The following is a 20,320-nucleotide window of genomic DNA, read 5'->3' as shown; positions in this document are numbered from 1 at the left end:
AAAGACGCGAATGATGAACGAACTGGACGAGCGCGCTCTCTCCGTCAGCGGATTCTGGCGCGACGCAGGGGAGGACGCGTGGTTCGAGAAGAACGACGCCTTTGATGCCGACTTCCGCACCCGGTTTCTCGATCTGCATTTTGCCGCCGCCCGCCGCGAATGCGACGGCTGGTCCGAACACGCGGAAGGGTCGCTCGCACTGATGATCCTGCTCGACCAGTTTCCGCGAAACTGCTTTCGCGGCACCGGCCACATGTACGCCACGGACCCGCTGGCGCGGCATTTCGCCGGGAAGGCGATCGCTGCCGGCCATGACCTGGCGCTCGACGAAGAGCTCCGCGTTTTTCTCTATCTGCCCTATGAGCATTCGGAGGACCTCGCCGATCAGCTCAAATCGGTGGAGCTTACCGCCGCCAAAGCCCCGACCTATCTGAAATATGCGATCGAGCATCGCGACATCATCCAGCGCTTCGGCCGCTTTCCGCATCGAAACAGGATGCTTGGCCGCGAGACGACACCGGACGAACAAATGTTCCTCGACGGAGGTGGGTTTTCTGGCTGACTTCGGGCATCGATGGCGGCAGCGTTAAGCCTTCCACCAATCCCGGCCCGACGGCAGCCGTTCAATGCCCGATGTGTCGACGGCGGCCAGCCGCTCCGACACGCTCTTGCCGTCGACCACAAGCTCCGGCGCAATTTCTGCCAGCGGTGCCAGCACGAAGGCGCGCTCCAGCATGCGCGGATGCGGCACCTCCAGTCCGGTCTCGTGGATGATGCGGTCGCCGAACACCAGAATGTCGATATCGATCAGGCGTGGACCCCAGCGCTCCTCGCGCACCCGCTTCAGTTTTCGCTCGGCGTCGAGGCAAAGGTCGAGCAAAGCCCGCGGCGCGAGCGCGGTCGAGATTTCGGCCGCCGCGTTGAGGAAATCCGGCTGATCGAGCTTGCCCCAGGGCGGCGTCCGGTAGAGCGACGAAACGGCAACGACGCGCGTGCTCTCGTCGGCATCCAGAATGCCCAGTGCCGCAGCCATCGACTTCGCCGGATCACCGAGATTACCGCCGAGGCTGAGATAGACAGTGTTACTGCTATTGCTATTCTGGCCAGACAACGGTCACCTCGACATGATCGAGCACACCCGGCACCGGAGCGTTCGGCTTGCGCACCGTGATCTCGGCCTTTTTGATCTGCGGAAACCGAGCCGTCAGCGCCCTCGCCACTTCGAGCGCCAGCGCTTCGATCAGAAAGCGCCGCTCGCCGGTAATGATCTTCTCGATGACCGCAAAAGCGATGCCGTAATTGACGGTGTCCTCGATGGAATCCTCGACCAGCGCTCGCCCGGGATCCACCGTGAGTGCCGCATCGACATAAAAGCGCTGGCCGAGCGTCTCTTCTTCGTCCAGCACACCGTGCCGGGCAAAGAAGGCGCAGTTTTTCATGCGGATGACATACATGGCTCAGCTTTCCCCGATCTCACGTGCCAGCATAGCATCGGCGATGGCCAACGCATCCACGTTGATTGCGACATCGTGGACGCGAAAGAGATGCGCGCCTTTGAGCCTCAGGATGACGCTGGTGGCCGCGGTTCCGGCGCCCCTTGCGGCTGCGTCGCGGCCGGTGACGGTGCCGATAAAGCGCTTTCGCGATGTGCCGGCCATCAGTGGAAAACCTAGCGCACGAAGCTCGGAAAACCGTGCCATCAGGTCAAGGTTTTCCGCTGCCGTCTCCTTGGCGAAGCCGAAGCCTGGATCGAGCACGATATGGTCGTCGGCAACACCGCTCCGCCGCCCGATTTCCAGCGACTTCCTGAGGAAGAAGAGCTGATCGGCAATCACGTCGGGCAGTTTCTGCCGGTCCCGTCCCGTGTGCATGATGACAAGCCCGGCGCCGGTTTCCGCCGCGACGCGGGCAATGCCCGGTTCGCGCTGCAGGCCCCAGACGTCATTGACGATATGCGCGCCGGCTTGGACGGCAAGCCGGGCCGTGTCCTCGCGGTAGGTATCTACCGAGATCAGCGTTCCGCCAGACGTCGCAAGCGCCTCGATGACCGGCAATATGCGGGCCTGCTCTTCCTTTGCGGAGACCGCAGACGCCCCGGGACGTGTCGATTCTCCGCCGATGTCGATGACGGAGGCGCCCTCCTCCACCATGCGGCGCGCCTGGGCCACCGCTTTTTCCGGCACATCGAACAGGCCGCCGTCGGAAAAACTGTCAGGCGTGATGTTGAGGATGCCGACGACCACGGCCTTGCCGCCAAGGTCGAGATGGCGTCCGTGCGCCAACTGCCATCGCCCTGTCATCATTGCCCATCAACCATGTTCGATCCCGCGGCGTGGCCGGGGATCAATTCCGTTGCGCCGGAGACGGCGGTAAAGCAAGGTGGGCAAAGAGGCAACACGATGAAACGATCCCTCCTCTGCGCCCTGATGCTCGCTCTGACCGCATTCCCGGCCGGCGCTGCAACTCTCGTCAAGACATATAGCTATTTCCCGATCGGCGGCAGGACGCTCGACGACATCGAGACCCAGCTGTCGAAACTCGGGCCTCAGGTGAAAAGCACCGGGTCGCGGCATCCAGGCGCTACCCAAATGGCGTTCACCACCCGCGTCAGCTATGCGCAGAAGCCGGGCTCGTGCTGGATTGCCGACGCTGTCGTCACCGTCAAGGTCAAGGTGATCCTTCCGCAGTGGCGCCGCCCGCGCAAAGCCGATGCCGGCGTCAGGCTGTTCTGGGATACGTTGTCCGCCGACATCAAGCGCCATGAGGAACGCCACGTCGAGATTGCCAAGAACCATGGCCGCGAACTCGAAGACGCCTTGAAGGCGAGCTACCCGGAAAACACCTGCGAACTGGCCAAAGCCAAGGCCGCGAAAATCACGGCGGCCATGCTCGCCAAGCACGACCAGGACCAGATGCGCTTCGATCGTGTGGAAAGCGTCAATTTCCAAAGCCGCATCCTGCGGCTTCTGCACTATCGCATCGAGCGCGTTGAGAACGGCCGGCTCGCACCCGGCTGAACTCCGCGTCGTTGGACAAAGCCAATTTTGCCGAAACATAGTGCCAGCTTCGGAAAACTTTCGAGCCGCTGTCGAAATCGGCCTATAGCGAACGACATATGCCAGGTTCGCAGGGATCAGCCTCCGGCAAACGCCAATCGGCGTACTGGATGCTTCCCAGCCCGTCGCGGAAGTGCACGCAGGCATAATGGATGAACAGATATGGACCAGGCTGTCGACAAGCAAGCGATGGTGGAAACCAGCGCGCCGCTGACCGAAACCGAGAAAAACGCCATCATCGGCGGCGTGCTTTTGTCGATGCTGCTGGCGGCGCTCGACCAGACCATCGTTGCGCCGGCGATGCCGACGATGGCACGTCTGCTCGGGCATGCCGAATATCTGCCATGGATCGTGACCGGCTATCTGCTGACCGCGACCGCCGTGGCGCCGCTCTACGGCAAGATCTCCGACATTTATGGTCGCCGGCCGACCGTCTATGCTGCAATCCTGATCTTTCTCGCCGGGTCGCTGGTTAGCGCCACGGCGCCCAACATGCTGGTCCTGGTTGTCGGCCGGGCGATCCAGGGCGCCGGTGGCGGCGGTCTTTTCGCCCTGACGCAGACCGTGATCGGCGACCTCGTGCCGCCGCGCGAGCGAGCTCGCTACGCCGCCTGGATCTCAGGCACCTGGGCTGTCGCCAGCATCGCCGGGCCGCTGCTCGGCGGCACCTTCGCCGAACATCTGCATTGGTCGCTGATCTTCTGGATCAACATTCCGCTCGGCCTGCTAGCGATGGCGATCATCAACAACCCGCTCAAGAAGCTGCCGATCGCCGCAAAACATCACCGCATCGACGGCCTCGGCGCGCTGCTTCTGGTCGCGGCCACCTCGCTGCTGCTGCTTGCCTTGAACTGGGGCGGCAGCGAGTATCGGTGGCTGTCGCCTGAAATCCTTGGACTGCTCGCCTGCTCGGCGGTGTTCTGGAGCGCGTTCGCGCTGCGGCTGATGCGCGCGGCCGAACCGCTGATCTCGCTCGAAGTGCTCGGCAATCCGATCGTTCTCGCCGGCACGCTGTCGATGTTCCTGCTGCAGGCCGCCAATGTCGGCTTGTCGGTCTATCTGCCGGTCTACCTGCAATCGGTCGTCGGCCTGTCGGTCAGCGAATCGGGCACCGCATTGCTTGGGCTGATGCTCGGCACGGTGGCCGGTGCGACATTCAGCGCGCGAATGATCCCGCGCTTTTTCCACTATAAGCGCATCGCCATGATCGGAACTGTTTTCTCGATCCTGTGCCTCGGCGTGCTCAGCCTGGTCGCCGGGCATGCCTCGCTATTGCTTGTCGAGGTGTTGACGACCTGCATAGGGCTGGGCACAGGCACGACCTTTCCGGTTGCCACTGTCTCGGTCCAGAACGCCGTCGATCGTATGCACCTTGGCGTGGCGACCGGCGTGCTCACGTTCCTGCGCTCGCTGGGCAGCGCGCTTGGCGTCGCTATGCTCGGTGCCGTCGCCCTTGGTTATGGGCTGCCGCTGGCCAGCGAAGGCACGCAGCCGGCCGGCCATATCGCCTCGGCCATGCCGTTCGTGATGATCTTTCTTGCCGCGGCCGCGACCTTGCTGTTGTCGTTCATCACGCTCTGGCTGATGCCGGAAAAAACGCTTCGCGGCCATGCCGAGGCTGTGGCCCCAGCCCTGGCGGAGTAGACCGGCCCGACGAGCGTATAGCGAGGTTCAGTCGAGCACGCCGAGCTTCTTGTGCAGACTGGTCGACGAGGTCGTATACTGGAATACAATGCGCTCGCCGGGGCTGACGATGCGCTTGGCTGCTTGCGCCATCAAGGCGACCTCATGGAAACCCGACAGGATCAGCTTCAGCTTGCCGGGATACCAGTTGATGTCGCCGACGGCGAAGATGCCGGGCACCGACGTCTGGAATTTTTCGGTGTCGACCGGGATCAGGTTCTCGTGGAGATTGAGGCCCCATTCGGCGATTGGGCCGAGCTTCATCGTCAGGCCGAAAAACGGCAGCATCCGCGTACACGGCACTTCGATATCGCCCTCCGGCCCTTTGATGATGGCGGAGGCGAGATGGCCGTCGGCGCCGGTCAGGCCGGTCACCTGTCCGACCTGGAATTCCAGCTGCTTCATCTCCTGCATGGCATACATCTTGTTGACGCTGTCGGGCGCTGCACGGAATTCGGGCCGCCGGTGCACCAGCGTCACGCTCTTGGCCACCGGCTGCAGATTCAGCGTCCAGTCGAGCGCCGAATCGCCGCCGCCGACGATGACGAGGTCATGGCCGCGAAAGTCCTCCATCCGGCGCACCGAGTAGAACACGCTCTTGCCTTCATAGGGTTCGATGCCCGGAATCGGCGGCCGCTTCGGCTGGAAAGAGCCGCCGCCAGCGGCGATCACAACAATTTTGGCTTCGAACACCTCGTTTTCGTCGGAAGTGACGCGGAAGCTGCCGTCCTCCAGTCTTTCCAGGCTCGAAACCATGCGGTTATAGGTGAATTCGGGCTTGAACGGCGCGATCTGCTCAAGCAGCTTGTCGACCAGACCTTGCGCCGAGATCGAGGGCCAGCCCGGAATGTCGTAGATCGGCTTTTCCGGGTAGAGTTCGGCGCACTGCCCGCCGGGCCGGTCGAGTATGTCGATCAGATGGCACTTCATGTCGAAGAGGCCGAGCTCGAATACCGCAAACAGGCCGACTGGCCCTGCCCCGACAATGAGTACGTCCGTCTTGGTGATAGCAGTCATGAAGCATGCGCCTTTATGGGAAAACGGCGCGACACTGCATGACCATTGGCCCGCTGCCAAGCGGCAGCGGCAAAAATCGGCATCAGCCCTGGCGGGCCGGCACGCGCACGACCAGCCCGTCGAGGGCGTCGCGCACCTTGATCTGACATGACAGCCGTGAGTTCGGCTGGACCTCGTAGGCGAAATCCAGCATGTCCTCTTCCATGGCTTCCGGCTCGCCGACCTCCGCCGTCCAGGCTTCGTCGACATAAACATGGCAGGTCGCGCAGGCGCAGGCGCCGCCGCATTCCGCTTCTATTCCCGGCACCGCATTGCGGATCGCATTTTCCATGACGGTCGAGCCGTTTTCGGCATCCACGTCAAAATGCGTGCCGTCATGGGCGATGAAGGTCAGCTTGGTCATTTGTCACCTGAAGGGAGTCTGAGCCGACATAATCACTCTGCCGGACAAGTCAACTGCGGCGCGAAAGCGCCGCTGCGTGGCGTTTTGGAGATAAGTCCTATCGGCTGATGGCGGCGACGAAATCCCGCACTTCTTCGATCAGCGAGCCAAGCCGCTTCAGCGTGCTGGCGTCTTCTGGCCGGCATTCGATCGCGCTGGCGCAATCGGCAATGGCAAAGGCGCCGACCCCGCGCGCCGAGCCTTTGAGCCCGTGTGCCAATAGCAGCCGCTGTCTAACATCCGCATCGACGATCTTGTCGCGCACCGACAACGCCTGCTGCACGAACAGAGCCAGCACCTCCTGCTCGAGGCTCCGATCGCCCATCGTCTGGCGCGCAAGATGCGCCAGGTCGATCGGCCGCGCCCCGGCCGTTCCCGACACGTCGCCGCCGGGCATCGAGAAGGCAATGCCGTTTTCGCCACGTATCACTTTGAGACTCCGCTCTTCGACCGCCGCAAAAATAGGCGTATCCAGTGGACAACGGGTTAATGATTGGCCCGGAAAAATGTCGCGATAACGGCGCCGGAATCACGGCTGTGTTAACCTTATATTTAAAGTTTTACGTATCGGCCGGAATGCATGTTTTCTTTACCCGGCTGTGTCATTACGATACGACAGGTCCATTTTCAGCCTCCTGCGCGGGACACGCTAGGCAGAATCAATAAGCAGAACCATAAGTCCCGCCGCAGCTTGTACAGGGTAGCGAAGGCATGGCGAAGAAACCAACGACGACAAGAACGCTCGACAGCGACGTAGCCAGGGAACTCGAAAAGGCACTTGATATCGATCTGAGCGGCGATGCCGGCGGCGACTTCGACATGGCGGCATCCATGGAAGATCTGGAAGCGCAAATATCGCAAGCCGCCGACGAGCTGGCGCGCGAAGGTCGCAGCCAGAACGAACCGCCTGCCCCGGACCAGCCCCAGAACGCGGCACCAGCCGCCAATCAAAGCCAGAACGCAAATTCCGCGCCAAAGGCCAAGCCGGCTGAGTTGCGTCCTGTCGCAACGCGCAATGGCTCGCAGCCGGCAGCTTTCTCGCCGGCCAACGACGATCGTCAAAAAGACTATAAGACGCTCCTGCACACCCTCAATCGGCGCGCCTCGAACACGATCTATTGGGTCGTGGCTTTCGTTTCGCTGGCCTGGATCGCCGGCGCCGGCGGCCTTGCGAACCTGTTGTTCGGACCTGGCATCTGGAACATCCGCACCTTCGATCAGTTTTTCGCCCGTCCCGAACTGATCGGCCTGGCGGTCGCGGCAATCGTGCCCGTCATCCTGTTCTGGGCATTCGCAGTGATGATTCGCCGCGCTCAGGAGATGCGCCTTGCCGCGCAGTCGATGACCGAGGTGGCCTTCCGTCTGGCCGAGCCGGAAAATCTTGCCCAAGATCGCGTCATGATGATCGGCCAAGCGGTTCGCCGCGAGGTGGCGGCCATGGGCGAAGGCATCGAACGCACGCTTGCGCGTGCCGTCGAGCTCGAAACGCTGGTTCACAGCGAGGTGAACCAGATCGAGCGCTCCTATTCGGAGAACGAGTCCCGCATCCGCTCGCTGGTCGACGGGCTGGGCAGTGAGCGCGAAGCGGTCGTCACCCATGCCGAGCGCGTGCGCGCCTCGATCACCGGCGCCCACGAGACGCTGAAAGACGAGATCAACGCCGCCAGCGATATCATTCGCGACAGCATTCTCAACGCCTCGACCAAGCTGTCGATGACGATCAATGAATCCGGCGACACGCTGATCGACAGGATCAACGGAAGCTCGATGTCGATCTTCGATTCGGTGGAAGGCCGGCTCGAATCGATCACCGATCGGCTGTCGACGTCGGGCGAGGCCTTCGCCAGCCTGCTCGACACCCGCATCGCCAAGCTGACGGACACCACCGATGGCCTGACGCGGTCGCTGACCGACCTGCTCGACGACCGCACGAGCGGCATGGTGTCGCTGCTCGGCGGTGCTGCCCGCACACTTAATTCCGAATTCGAAGCCAGCCTCAACGGCATCGAGCGGACGCTTGCCGAACGTGGCCAGGCGCTGATCAGCGAATTCCAGACCCGCGCCGAGGCGCTCGACACCGGTACGCAGAAGCTCAACGCCGCGCTGGAGGCTCGCGCACGCCAGATCAACGAGACGCTGGTCGAGCGCGCGCGCGAAATCGCCCACACCTTCCAGGATAGCAAGGAGACGCTGTCGGCAATGATCGATCAGGGCAAGACCCAGATCGGCGCCGACATGGCCGACATCATTTCATCGACCTCGACGATGCTTGAGGCCCGCGCCGGCGATTTCGCCGGGCGCATGGAGGCGGCGCGCCATGTCGTATCGCGTTCGTTCGATACGGACATCCAGCGGCTTGCCGAGGCTCGCGCCGGCATCGAGGAAGCCGTCGAAAACCACAGCCACAAGCTTTCCGAAAGCCGCGACCGGATGGCGGCGGCAATGCAGGCCGATCTGGCGAAGTTCGCCGAGGGTCGCGCCGAAATCGACGCAGCGGTGGCCAACCAGGTGCAGAAGCTTGCCGAAGGCCGCAGCCTTATCTCGCGTGCCCTTGAGGAGGATCTGCGCAAGGTCAACGAATCGCGCGCAGCGATCGACGCTTCGCTGGGCAGCCATCTCGAAAGCCTTGAAGAGGGTCGCAACAGGCTTGCCCAGGCCTTGAACGAAGACTCTGGAAAACTCGTGCAAGCTCGTACGATAATTGATGAAATGGTTGCCGGGCACGTCGGCAAGCTCGCCGAAGGCCGCAGCATCCTTTCGCGCGCGCTCGAGGCCGACCTCGGCAAGCTGGCAGAGAGTCGCGCCAGCATCGACGGCCTAGTCGCCGGTCAAGTCGAAAAGATCGCCGAGGGCCGCGCCATACTCGCCAGTGCGCTGGAAGCCGACATCGCCGGCATCAATGGCCTCATCGAGGCGCATTCGGCCAAATTGGCGCAAGACCGCAGCGGCCTTTCCCAGTCGCTCGATAACGACCTGTCCGACATCAGGAGCCTGATCGCCGATCATTCTGGCAGGCTCGCCGATGACCGCAGCCTGCTCTCGAAGACGCTTGAAGACGATCTTGCCAAGTTGGCGGAAAGCCGGTCGAGCATCGATGGGCTGGTTGCCGGCCAGGTCGAGAAGCTGGCCGAAGGCCGCGACATCCTCAAGCGCGCGCTTGAATCGGACCTGAACGCGGTCAAGGGCGTCATCGCCAGCCAGTCCGAAAAGCTGGCGGAAGACCGTGGCCAGCTGTCACGGGCACTGGAGAGCGACCTGGAGACTGTGCGGGGCGTTGTCTCCGATCACATGAACAAGCTCACAGAGGACCGTTCGACCCTTTCGAAGGCGCTCGAAGACGATCTCGCCAAATTGGCCGAAAGCCGCTCGAGCATCGATGTGATGGTTGCCGGCCAGGTCGAAAAGCTGGCAGAAGGCCGCGACATCCTCAAGCGCGCGCTCGAAGCCGATCTGAGCACCGTCAAGAGTGTCATCGCCAGTCAATCCGAGAAGCTGGCGGAGGATCGCGGTCAGCTGTCGCGGGCACTGGAGACCGATCTCGAGGCCGTGCGGGGCGTCGTCTCCGATCATATGAACAAGCTCGCCGAGGACCGTTCGGCCCTGTCGAAGGCGCTCGAGGACGATCTCGCCAGGCTGGCAGAGAGCCGGTCGAGCATCGACGGGCTGGTCTCCGGCCAGGTCGAGAAGCTGGCCGAGGGTCGCGACATCCTGAAGCGCGCGCTGGAAGACGATCTTGCCAAGCTGGCCGAAAGCCGCTCGAGCATCGACGGACTGGTTTCCGGCCAAGTTGAGAAACTGGCCGAAGGCCGCGACATTCTCAAGCGCGCTTTGGAGGCCGATCTCAAGACCATCAAGGATGTTATTGCGGGCCAGTCCGAGAAACTGGCGGAAGATCGCTCAACCTTGACCAAGGCGCTGGAAGACGACCTTGCCAAGCTGGCCGAAAGCCGCTCGAGCATCGACGGACTGGTTTCCGGCCAGGTCGAGAAACTGGCCGAAGGCCGCGACATCCTCAAGCGCGCCTTGGAGGCGGATCTCAACACGATCAGGGGCGCCATCGCCGACCAATCGCAGCTATTGACTGATAATCGCGCGCAGTTTTCGCGTGCGCTGGAAGCCGATCTCGGTAACGTCAACAGCCTTGTCGCAACCCACGCAGAGAAGCTCGTCCAGGACCGCTCGACCCTGTCGAAGGCGCTCGAGGACGATCTCGCCAAGCTGGCCGAAAGCCGCTCGAGCATCGATGGGCTGGTCGCCGGCCAGGTCGAGAAACTGGCGGAAGGCCGCGACATCCTCAGGCGCGCGTTGGAAGCCGACCTGGAAAGGCTTGCAGTGAGCCGCAGCGAGGTCGACGAGATCGTCGCCGGTCATGTCGGCAAGCTGAGCGAGGGCCGCGACATGCTGACCCGCGCATTGCAGGACGATCTCTCCAGGCTCGCCGAAACGCGCAAGGATGTCGACCGTTCGCTGTCCGGCCATATCGACCAGATCGCCGCCAGGAGCACCGACATCTCCGATGCAATCGCTGCCGACGTAGAAAAGATCGAGCAGGTGTTCAGCCGGCAGACAGGCGTCATCGAGGAGCGCGCCAGCACCATGGAGCGGGCGCTGTCGACGGGTGTCGACAACGTTCGCAGTGTGCTCGAAAGAAGCGCGGTCTTCGTCGCCGGGGCGCTGCGCGAAAAGGTCATGGAAGTCACCAGCGCACTGCATGAGCAGGCGGGCGCGGCATTCAGCGATGCCGACCGCAAGATCGCCGAGCGCGCCGAGCAGACCTCGGCGGCCCTGCTCGCCAGGGCGGAGGACATCGCCCGCACCTTTGAAGAGGCGGATCGTCGCCTCGCCGCGCGCGCCGAGGATACGTCGAGCGCACTGATTGCCCGCGTCGACGACACGTCGAACACCTTGCTTGCGCGTGCCCAGGAGACGGCCGATCAGCTGGCAGCCAGAGCAAGTGAGATTGCCGGCACCTTCGACGCGGCGGACCATAGGCTGGTCTCTCGCGCCATCGAAACGGCCCAGTCGCTGGCTGCACGTGCCGGCGACATCCTGCGCAATTTCGAAACAGCCGACGAGCGGCTGGGCGTGCGCATCGGCGAATCCGCCGAAGCTCTCGCGGCACGCGCGTCGGACCTCGGTCGCATTTTCGATGCCGCCGACCAGCAACTTATCTCGCGCATTGCAGAAGGGTCCGAAGCACTTTCGGCCCGCGCGTCCGAGATCGGCCGCATCTTCGAGGAGGCGGATCATCGCCTGGTGTCCCGTATCGCCGACAGCAGCACCGCCATCGGCGAACATGCCGACACCATTGTCGGCGCCTTCACCAGCACCGAGCAGCGGGTTGCCGAACGCGCCAGGCAGACTGGCCAGGAACTCGCCGTCCATGCCCGTGAGATCGAGCAGGTGCTTGCCGGTGCCGACGAACGCCTGGCATCGAGTGCTGCTGTTACAGCCGCCCGCGTCGAGGAGCAGGTCGCCAGCGTCGAGAACCGCCTCGCCTACTCCGCCGAGACAATGGGCCAAAAGCTCAACGAACAGGTTTCGAATGCCGAGGCGCAGCTGGTCTCGCGTGCCAACACGATCGCCGAAACTTTCACCGCGGTCGGCCAGCATATCGGCCAGAGCACCAACGACGCTGCAAAGACCATCGGTGCCAATACTCGCGAGCTCAGTACGATGCTTGCGGCACGTTCGGCCGAAATATCGAAAATCCTGGACGAGACGGCACGGCCTCTGGTCGAGCGCTTCGCCCAGGGCGGCTCCGAGCTGCAAAAGAGCATGGAAGAGGTCACCGAACGTGCGACCGAGAAGCTGCGCACTCAAAACGCTGCCCTCGTCGACGCCCTCGCCAGCCGTACGGCCGAAACTCTGTCGGCCGTCGAAGGTGCGCGCTCGACGCTTGCCGACAGCGTTGCCGACCTCATCGGCCGCATGACCACCTCCAGCTCGCAGCTCGGTCAGTTGATCGAGCAGGCGGCGACCAATCTCGGCCAGGTCGACGAACGCCTGACCGGCAGCACGCAAAGCTTCGCGGCGACCACGGAAAAGACCGCGCAGACCTTCGCCAGTTCGGCGCGTCTGGTCGATTCGAACACGACGCGGCTCACCGAGCTGTCGTCGTCGACCTTGCGCGAGGTTGCTTCAATCGCGACCAAGTTCGACGAGCACAGCCGGTTGCTTTCCAGTGCCTCGGACCTGTTGAGCTCGGCCCAGAGCAATCTCGAGCACACGCTCGAAAGGCAATCGTCGCTGGAGGACCTCGCCGTCGGCCTTGTCAAGAAGTCGGAAGATCTCGAAAGGGTCATGCGCTCGTTCGAGAATCTGGTCGGCCAGACGCTGCAGAACGCCGAAGGCAAGACGCTGGAGTCCGCCGACAAGATCCGTACCGCGATTTCCGAAGTGGTCGATTCGGCCACCAAGCGCTTTGCCGATGCGACCGAGGAGATGCGGCGCACCGCCGGCTCGATCAAGAGCGAGCTCGACCTCACCCGAGCCGAGCTTAAGAAAGGCGTCATCGAGATGCCGGAAGAGGCAAAGGAATCAACCACGGCTATCCGCCGTGCCGTTTCCGAGCAGATCAACGCGCTGAAGGAACTTTCTGAAATCGTTGCCAAATCTGGCCGCAGCACCGACAGCTCGGAACAGCGCAACCTGCGTCCGGCGCCGCAAGCGCCTGCCGCACGCGCTGCTGAACCGCCACGTCGCCCGGCTCCGGCTCCCGAACAGCGCCGTCCGCCGCAGGCGCCTTTGGGCGAGACGGCGCTACGCGGCACGCTCGACCTCGAACGTCCCGCGGACCAAGCGCCGCGCCAGCGCGACCCCAACGGCCGTACGCCGCAGGGCGGCTGGGTGCGCGACCTCCTGACCGGTGCATCGCGCGAAGACGACGCCAAACCGGCGGCGGCTGCCGAAGCGCCGCGCCCGGCTCCCGCTGCGCGTTCGCCGCTTCATGTCGTGGAATCGCTGAACTCACTCTCTGTCGATATCGCCCGCGCCATCGATCACGATGCCTCGATCGAGCTGTGGAACCGCTACCGGCGCGGCGAGCGCGACGTCTTCACGCGCCGTCTTTACACGCTGAAGGGCCAGCAGACGTTCGACGAGATCCGCCGCAAGTATCAGTCGGAGGCGGAGTTCCGCGCTGCTGTCGATCGTTACTGCGACGATTTCGAAAAGCTGCTCAAGGACGTGTCGCGCAACGACCGCGACAACATCATGGCACAGACCTACCTGACTTCGGATACCGGCAAGGTCTACACCATGCTGGCCCACGCCAGCGGCCGCCTGCACTAAGCGGGCGACAGGAAAACTGGAAGGGCGTTCTGCCCTTTCAGTTTAGACCCGATATTGAAAAGATTGTCCCACTGCGCAAATCATCTGATCTGGTCGGATGTTTACGCGCAGGAGTTGAGGCCGGGATGTCGTGCAATGCAGACAATTCGCGGCGATCTACTTCAGCTTGCGCTCGACGGAACGTTCTCAGTTCCATTGGCAGGGCAAAGGCGTGAAGGCTGACTACCAGGCAATCCGAAAAGTCATGCAGGCAGTCAAAGGCAGATTCGCGGGCAAAAGAATCGGCTACCCGAAAATTGGCGCGGGGCTGGCTGGAGGTGATTGGGAAATCATAGGCTCAATCATCGATGACGAGCTTGCGGGCGAAGATCACACGCTCGTCGAATATGCTCCGTGAGTTGCTTCGGTCTTTGGCCGCTTCATAGCAGCTAGCCCGGTTTAGATCACAGTGTCGGTCCAGCGGACGATTTGCCCGGCCGCATCGCCGAACGCGGCATCGAGCGCGCCGACATAGGCCTGGTTGCCATTGCCCGAAACGGGCGCGATGGCGCTAAACGTCTTCGAAGCGCGCACTTCACCGTTGCGGTCGTTCAACAGGCGCACGAACAGCTCGACCTCGGCATGTTGGCCGCCATCGACACGCACCTCGAACGAGCGGATCTCGACGATCACCTGATAGTCGATCGCCAGCCCCTCGCCTGGCTTGCCGACGCCGGTGAAGCTGCCCGAGCGCTGGAACGTCTCTGCCAGCCGCGCCTGTACGATCATCGGCAGCCGGTCGGCCCATTGCGCGCCCTTGAGATACTGGATCGATCGCGGCGATGGCTTGATGACGATGTTCTGGCTATCCAGCGCCTTGAGCGCCGATGGCTGGGCGATGAGGATCTGGCGACGGCTGTGGGCACGCGCTTCCAGCGACGGCGCCGAAAGCTCGAACGTATCCAACGGCGCCGGTCCGCCGCCCGGCAAGGCCGCGCAGCTTGCAAGCGAAAGCGCCAGCAACACCGCCCCAACCTTAGACCCACCCGATGTGATGCTGCCTGAACTGATCGACTTCAAACGCGATCCCCCCCGGATCGTGGAAACAACGCGCATCTGCAAGCTATGTTCTTGCGGTGGTCGGGGATCGAAGTCAACGGCGCACCCTGCCGTCGAACTGCCGGACCTCGCCCTCGCCGCCGGACAAGATCCGTTGTGGGTTGCGGCTGAGATCGGTTACCGCCTCTTCGATGCGGGTGATCGAACGACGGCTGTCCTGGACCAGCGCTTCGACGTTTTGCAGCCCCTGTCCCGAGAATCGCGCCAGATTGTCGGTGATGGTACCGAGGCGGGCGTTCAGCGTATCGGCGACCTGCTTGAATGATCTCAGCGTCGCTCTCGCGTCGGCCATGACGCCGTCGGCCTGGCCGGAGCCGAGCAGTTTGTCGACCTTGGCAAGGATACCGTCGACTCGCACCGAGGCATCGTTGAGGCGTCCTGCGAGCTGGTGCGCGTCTTTGATGGTTTCGTCGATGTCGTCGGCTCGGTTGGCGAACTTGTTGGTCACCTTGGCGATGTCGGCGGCAGCCTCGTTGGCGTTTTCACTGGCCTTCTGGATATTGGCCAGCGCGGTGCGAACCTCAGCCGGATCGATGCCGTCGAGAACGCCGTCGACCTTGGCCAGCGTGCCTTGCGTCTTCTGGGCGAAGTCGTTGATCGAGCCGACCGCCGTGTCGACGTTCTTGATGACCGTGTCGAACTGCTTGCTGGTTTCCTTGAGATTAGCGGTGACCGTGTCGACGTTGGCGACGATGCTCTTGATCTGGTCCTTGTCGACGGCGTTGAGTAGCCCTTCCGCCGCCTTCAGCGTGCCGTCGAGCTTGCCCGAAACACCCTTCAGTTCGTCCGCCAGCGAGCTGACGCTGGCCAGGAACTTGTCGACGCCGTCCGCATTCCTGGCCAGTGCGTCGGAGAAGGTCTGGACATTGGTGACGGTCTGCGTCAGCGGCCCGCGAACATCCTTGGTGAAGCCTTCGAGCTCCGAAAGGACCTTGTCGGCGCGGGTGAAGATGTTCTGCGCCGTCTGCAGCAGGTTGGTGACCGCCGACGGGTTGGCAACGATCTCGGCGACACGGCCTTCCTTTTCCGCCTCGTCGAGGAGTTTTGGCTCCTTGGGGTCGGCGCCCTTGAGCTCGATGTTGGCCTGGCCGGTGAGGCCGGCAAGCCCGATATCGGCCTGCGTCGACTTGGTGATAGGCGTATTCCGGTCTATTTCGGTGTCGGCGATGGCAGCGGTCGGATTGTCGACGTCGATATAGACACGGCGCACGTCGCCGACTTTGACGCCGTTGAACAGCACGAAGCTGCCACGACCGAGCCCCGAAGCGGAGCCTGGAATGCGCACGCGCAGCACCGTCGTCTCACCCTTTTCGCCGATTGCCGCCGTCCAATAGACGAAAGCGAAAGCCGCGAGGATCGCGGCCAGCGTGAAAATGCCGACAATGACGTAGTTGGCCCTGGTTTCCATTGCTCACTTATGGCTATGCGCGCGCCGCAAGATCAAGTTGCCGGGCGCGTTTTCCGCGGAAATAGGATTTTACCCAGGGTTCCTCGCTCCTGAGCATGTCGTCGATCGTGCCCTCGACCAGCACTTTCTTGTTGCCAAGCACCGCCACGCGGTCGCACGCCGTAAACAGCGTGTCGAGATCGTGCGTGACCATATACACGGTCAAATCCATCGTATCGCGCAGCTTGACGACCAATTCGTCGAACTCAGCCGCACTGATCGGATCAAGCCCGGACGTCGGCTCGTCGAGGAAAACGATATCCGGATCGAGCGCCAGGGCGCGCGCCAGCGCAGCACGCTTGATCATGCCGCCTGAGAGCTCGGAGGGGAATTTTTGCGCCGCATCCGGAGGCAGTCCGACCAGCTCGACCTTGAGCATGGCAAGTTCGTCCATCAGCTTCTTCGGCAAATCGAGATATTCGCGCATCGGCACCTGAACGTTTTCGAGGACCGTCAGCGCTGAAAAAAGGGCGCCATGCTGGAACAGCACGCCGAGCCGCATGTCGATGCGAAGGCGCTCCCTTTCGGTTGCCTTCTCGACGTCGACGCCGAACAGTTTGATTGTTCCCGATTGCTTGCGCGTCAAGCCAAGGATGGTGCGCAAGAGAACAGATTTGCCGGCACCCGAGGCACCGACGAAGCCGAGAATCTCCCCGCGCCAGATATCGAGCGACAATTTGTCGAGAACGACCTGGTCGGCGAACGACACCGTGATGTCGTGCGCCGACAGCACGATCTCGTCTTCTTTGGCTTTCTCGGCCACCTTGGTCGTGTTTGTGCCCGGCAGCGCCATGTCAGAACTCGATCGCTGCATAGAACATGGCGAAAAGCCCGTCGAGGATAATGACCACGAAGATCGACTTCACCACTGAGGCGGTCACATGCTGGCCAAGCGATTCGGCGCTGCCGCCAACCTTCATGCCCTCGACCGAGGCAATTATGCCGATGATCATGGCCATGAACGGCGCCTTGATCAGGCCGGCAAAGATGGTGCTGAGGTCGATTGCGACACGTAGCCGGTCGATGAACGCTGCCGGTGCAATATCGGAGTAGAGCCATGCAGCCAGAATGCCGCCGCCGAGCGCGGCAAAGTTGGCGATGATCGTCAGGCAAGGCAGTGCGATCACCAGCGCGACCAACCGCGGAAACACCAGCACGCCGATGGGATTGAGGCCAATGACCTTCAGCGCATCGACCTCCTCGCGCATTTTCATCGAGCCGATCTCGGCGGTGATCGCGCTACCGGAGCGGCCGGCGATCATGATCGCCGTCATCAGCACGCCGAGCTCGCGCAGGATCAGCACGCCGACCAGGTCGACGACGAAGATGTCGGCGCCGAAATAGCTGAGCTGATAGGCGCCTTGCTGGGCAACGATTGCGCCAACGATAGCCGACATCAGCACCACCACTGGTATGGCGCCGACGCCCATGCGATCGATCTGGTTGAAGATCGCCGCCATATTGACGCCATGGCCGCGCCCAAGCTTCATCTGCGAGCCGCGTATCGTGGCGCCGAGGATGTTCATTGCGGCCAGGAAATCGTCGCGCATCTCATAAACACGCCGGCCAACCGCCTCGAGCCCACGAACGATGAAGTTGGGCGGCTTTGCCGGACCTGATTCGGGCTCCCGTCGAACGGCATCCCCGACGGCGCCAAGCAGGATCGAGGCGATCTCGCTTTGCCCCTGCATCGTGATCTCGACGCCCTTCTTTTCGAAGCTGCTAACCAGGCGGTCGATCAGCCACGCCCCGGCAGTGTCCATCTTCTCGATTTTTGAAAGGTCGAGCGCCAGCGTCTTGAAGCCGCTGCGCTTCTCGATCTTGCGCATCTCGGCATCGACCAGAGCCACGGTGCGTGTCGTCCAGGTTCCCGAGAAAACGCAGCCGAGAACACCGCCCTCCTCGCCGATCGCGACGCGCGGCTGGTGGTCGGGCTCCTTGGCAGGGCCGCTTGCGTCGCGTTTGCGGATGGTCAACATGGCGTCCTGTTTAGCCTGACGGGGCCGACCTGTCGATTTGCCGACATCCTCCTTGTTGCACAGCCGGAGCAGAAAAATATGGCGCGTGTCATTTCGGTCGAGGCCGAGCGCTTTCCCATCGCCGGAACTTTCACTATTTCGCGCGGCTCGAAGACCGAAGCTGAGGTGATTTCCTGCGCCATTGCCGAAAACGGCCAGACAGGGCGCGGCGAATGCGTCCCTTACAAGCGCTATGGCGAGACCATGGAGGGTGTGCGTGACGCGATCGAGGCGATGCGCAGCGAGATCGCGCGCGGCATCAGCCGCATCGCCCTGCTCGATGCCATGCATGCGGGTCCGGCACGCAACGCCATCGACTGCGCGCTCTGGGACCTGGAAGCGAAGATCAGCGGAACGCCGGTGGCGCATACGATACGAACCGTTCCGTTACGGGTGCTTGAGACGGCGTATACATTGTCGCTCGCCGAGCCGGAGGCGATGGCGGCGCAAGCCCGCGCCAACGCCCAGCGCCCGCTGCTCAAGGTCAAGATCGGCGGCGACAACGACATCGCCCGCATCCGTGCAGTGACGGCCGCAGCACCCGACAGCCGAATCATTCTCGACGCCAATGAGGGCTGGAATGACGGCAATATCGTCGCAAACCTCGCCTTTGCCGCCGAGCACGGTATCGCCTTGATCGAACAGCCGCTGCCGGCGGGACATGACGGTATTCTTCGCCACATCGCGCATCCGGTGCCGATCTGTGCCGACGAAAGCGTGCACGAGGCGAAGGACCTTGAAGCGCTTGTCGGCCTTTACGACGCCGTCAACATCAAGCTCGACAAATCGGGTGGCCTGACCGCTGCACTCGTGCTTCGCGACCGCGCCCGCGAACTGGGTCTTGGCGTCATGGTCGGCTGCATGGTCGGTACATCGCTTGCGATGGCGCCGGCCGTGCTGTTGGCGCAGGGTGCCGATTTCGTCGATCTCGATGGTCCGTTGCTGTTGGCCCGCGACCGCGTTCCAGGTCTCGTCTACCAGGGTTCGCTGGTGTCACCGCCCGAGCCGGCGCTGTGGGGCTGAACGCGCCGCAAGTCCGATCAGCACCAGGCCCGTCAGGGCGATCGGGATCATGGCAAAAAAGCCGTGTGCGCCGAAGCGATCGTAAAGAGGACCTGAAATCAGTGTCGCCACGGCCATGAAGAAGCCGTTGGAGAAATAGGCGATGCCTTGCGCCGCCCCGGTGCGTTCTTCCGCGATTGTCTCACCGATCATCTTTTGCAGGCCGATCAGCACGAGCGCCACCGAAAGCGCGTGCAGTGTCTGGATCGCGAAAAACCCGCCAACGCCAAGCCCAAGCGGCCAGATCAGAGGGAAAGCAATCCAGCGCACGATCGCGCCTGTCCCGGCAATCAGCATGATCGAGACAACCGAGAAGGAGGCGAAAGCCCGGGTGAAGACGACGAACATGCATATCTCGGCGACGACGCCCCACCCCCACAGCAGCCCGACAACCGAATCGCTGATGCCGATCGACTTCCAGTAGATCGACACGAAGCCGTAGAGAAATGCGTGGCTGGCGGTGATGACGCCGACTCCTGTCGAAAAATAGAGGAAGTACCGGTTGAGGAGTTTCGGTGCCGATTGCTGCATATCGGCGGCCGAAAGCGGCGAGGCGCGGCGCGGACGGCCGAGGCGCGGCGCGATCAGTCCGGCGGCCAGCGCGGCACACAGCGCCGCGAAGATAATCACCGGGACAGCCTGGGCACCGCTTGCCGAGAGGATGAAACCGCCGGCGAGATTGGCGCAGAGATATGAGATCGAGCCCCATTTGCGCATGCTTGCGTAATTCGAGCCGAAGCGGCGGACACCTGAAAGGGCGAGCGAATCGGCAATCGGCGAATGCGGCGTCCAGACGACCGTCAGCGCCAGGGATACGGCAAGTACCATTGCGTAGGTCGGCGGCAGGAAGTAGCCGGCGGACAGGACCAACGATGCGGCGACCAGCGCAACATAGACATTGGCGCGGTCGCTCGCTTTGTCTGCCAGAGCGGTAAGAAAAGGCGTCGTCGCCACGCGCAGGAACATCGGCGCGGCGAGGATCACGGCTATCTGCTCGGCGTGGAACCCCTTCGCCTGCAGCCACAGCGGGAAATACGGCACATGCGTCCCGAGCGGAACGAAGAGCGTGAAGAAGATCAAGCTCATGCGCAGTTCGAAATGGCGTGGCTTGACGAGCTGTTCGGGCGAAAGCGGCGGCAGCGAGGACATTAACAGGCGATCCGTCGGCACGGCATTCAGCCGGGTCGGCCCGCCACACCTGCCG

At 62.7% G+C, this 20,320-nt stretch carries 17 protein-coding genes; 6 read left to right on the top strand and 11 right to left on the bottom strand.

All coding sequences use genetic code 11. The features are described 5' to 3' along the window. The first annotated feature begins 10 nt into the window (after positions 1-10). A complete protein-coding gene (locus tag NKJ46_RS19195; RefSeq protein WP_502903419.1) occupies positions 11-562 on the top strand; it encodes a DUF924 family protein in 552 nt (183 codons plus the stop codon). Between the two features lie 24 nt (positions 563-586). Here NKJ46_RS19195 and folK read toward each other — a convergent pair whose 3' ends face one another. Genes folK through folP form a run of 3 tightly spaced genes read right to left on the bottom strand, consistent with a single transcriptional unit; the run spans position 587 to position 2,303 of the window. Further along, the gene (gene folK, locus NKJ46_RS19190; RefSeq protein ID WP_352666494.1) at positions 587-1,111 is read right to left on the bottom strand and encodes a 2-amino-4-hydroxy-6-hydroxymethyldihydropteridine diphosphokinase; all 525 of its coding nucleotides are present in this window, start codon (positions 1,109-1,111) and stop codon (positions 587-589) included. Further along, positions 1,095-1,454 carry a dihydroneopterin aldolase gene (folB, locus tag NKJ46_RS19185; RefSeq protein ID WP_023674838.1) on the bottom strand — a complete coding sequence of 120 codons (360 nt, stop codon included), beginning with the start codon at positions 1,452-1,454 and terminating at the stop codon, positions 1,095-1,097. Before folB ends, folK begins: the two co-directional genes overlap by 17 nt. A 3-nt stretch (positions 1,455-1,457) precedes the next feature. Beyond that, complete coding sequence (gene folP / locus NKJ46_RS19180; RefSeq protein WP_352666492.1) at positions 1,458-2,303, bottom strand: dihydropteroate synthase; 846 nt, start codon at positions 2,301-2,303, stop codon at positions 1,458-1,460. A 96-nt stretch (positions 2,304-2,399) separates the two neighbouring features. Here folP and NKJ46_RS19175 point away from each other — a divergent pair, with 96 nt between their 5' ends. Beyond that, on the top strand, positions 2,400-3,017 hold the full coding sequence (locus NKJ46_RS19175) for a DUF922 domain-containing Zn-dependent protease (RefSeq protein ID WP_352666491.1): 618 nt from the start codon (positions 2,400-2,402) through the stop codon (positions 3,015-3,017). 201 nt (positions 3,018-3,218) lie between these two features. After that, positions 3,219-4,700 (top strand): MDR family MFS transporter, encoded by a 1,482-nt coding sequence (locus tag NKJ46_RS19170; protein WP_352666489.1) that lies wholly within the window; start codon positions 3,219-3,221, stop codon positions 4,698-4,700. A 27-nt stretch (positions 4,701-4,727) separates the two neighbouring features. On the opposite strand, the gene NKJ46_RS19165 is transcribed toward NKJ46_RS19170, so the two are convergent. The 3 genes from NKJ46_RS19165 to NKJ46_RS19155 all read right to left on the bottom strand — a co-directional run bounded on the left by NKJ46_RS19165 (position 4,728) and on the right by NKJ46_RS19155 (position 6,625). Continuing rightward, positions 4,728-5,756, bottom strand: coding sequence for an NAD(P)/FAD-dependent oxidoreductase (locus NKJ46_RS19165; RefSeq protein ID WP_352666488.1), 1,029 nt, complete (start codon positions 5,754-5,756; stop codon positions 4,728-4,730). An 82-nt stretch (positions 5,757-5,838) separates the two neighbouring features. Next, positions 5,839-6,159, bottom strand: a complete 321-nt coding sequence (locus NKJ46_RS19160) for a 2Fe-2S iron-sulfur cluster-binding protein (RefSeq protein WP_023674833.1) — start codon at positions 6,157-6,159, stop codon at positions 5,839-5,841. Between the two features lie 97 nt (positions 6,160-6,256). Beyond that, positions 6,257-6,625: an Hpt domain-containing protein gene (locus NKJ46_RS19155; RefSeq protein WP_292660938.1), complete on the bottom strand. Its 369-nt coding sequence runs from the start codon at positions 6,623-6,625 to the stop codon at positions 6,257-6,259. Between the two features lie 284 nt (positions 6,626-6,909). Between NKJ46_RS19155 and NKJ46_RS19150 the strand changes: the two genes are divergently transcribed. After that, positions 6,910-13,491 (top strand): apolipoprotein A-IV repeat region-like domain-containing protein, encoded by a 6,582-nt coding sequence (locus NKJ46_RS19150; protein WP_352666487.1) that lies wholly within the window; start codon positions 6,910-6,912, stop codon positions 13,489-13,491. Positions 13,492-13,702: 211 nt separating this feature from the next. Continuing rightward, a complete protein-coding gene (locus NKJ46_RS19145) occupies positions 13,703-13,888 on the top strand; it encodes a macro domain-containing protein (protein WP_352666486.1) in 186 nt (61 codons plus the stop codon). 41 nt (positions 13,889-13,929) lie between these two features. Here NKJ46_RS19145 and NKJ46_RS19140 read toward each other — a convergent pair whose 3' ends face one another. From NKJ46_RS19140 to NKJ46_RS19125, 4 genes are read right to left on the bottom strand one after another with little or no spacing between them, the layout of a single operon-like run. Continuing rightward, on the bottom strand, positions 13,930-14,586 hold the full coding sequence (locus tag NKJ46_RS19140) for an ABC-type transport auxiliary lipoprotein family protein (RefSeq protein ID WP_352666609.1): 657 nt from the start codon (positions 14,584-14,586) through the stop codon (positions 13,930-13,932). A gap of 37 nt (positions 14,587-14,623) precedes the next feature. Beyond that, positions 14,624-15,997: an MlaD family protein gene (locus NKJ46_RS19135; protein WP_352666484.1), complete on the bottom strand. Its 1,374-nt coding sequence runs from the start codon at positions 15,995-15,997 to the stop codon at positions 14,624-14,626. A 13-nt stretch (positions 15,998-16,010) separates the two neighbouring features. Then, a complete protein-coding gene (locus NKJ46_RS19130; RefSeq protein ID WP_352666483.1) occupies positions 16,011-16,829 on the bottom strand; it encodes an ABC transporter ATP-binding protein in 819 nt (272 codons plus the stop codon). A gap of 1 nt (position 16,830) precedes the next feature. Next, positions 16,831-18,015: an ABC transporter permease gene (locus NKJ46_RS19125; RefSeq protein WP_352666481.1), complete on the bottom strand. Its 1,185-nt coding sequence runs from the start codon at positions 18,013-18,015 to the stop codon at positions 16,831-16,833. A 78-nt stretch (positions 18,016-18,093) separates the two neighbouring features. Between NKJ46_RS19125 and dgcA the strand changes: the two genes are divergently transcribed. Beyond that, positions 18,094-19,077: an N-acetyl-D-Glu racemase DgcA gene (gene dgcA / locus NKJ46_RS19120; protein WP_352666479.1), complete on the top strand. Its 984-nt coding sequence runs from the start codon at positions 18,094-18,096 to the stop codon at positions 19,075-19,077. Here the strand turns inward: dgcA and NKJ46_RS19115 are convergent. After that, on the bottom strand, positions 19,048-20,265 hold the full coding sequence (locus tag NKJ46_RS19115; RefSeq protein WP_352666478.1) for an MFS transporter: 1,218 nt from the start codon (positions 20,263-20,265) through the stop codon (positions 19,048-19,050). The two genes, dgcA and NKJ46_RS19115, sit on opposite strands and share 30 nt — an antisense overlap. Between the last annotated feature and the right edge of the window lie 55 nt (positions 20,266-20,320).

Origin of the sequence: Mesorhizobium sp. M0166 (genome assembly GCF_040322255.1) — a bacterium.
Taxonomy (GTDB): domain Bacteria; phylum Pseudomonadota; class Alphaproteobacteria; order Rhizobiales; family Rhizobiaceae; genus Mesorhizobium.
Note: the sequence above shows the minus strand (reverse complement) of the source record. Positions and strands in the feature narration are given on the sequence as shown.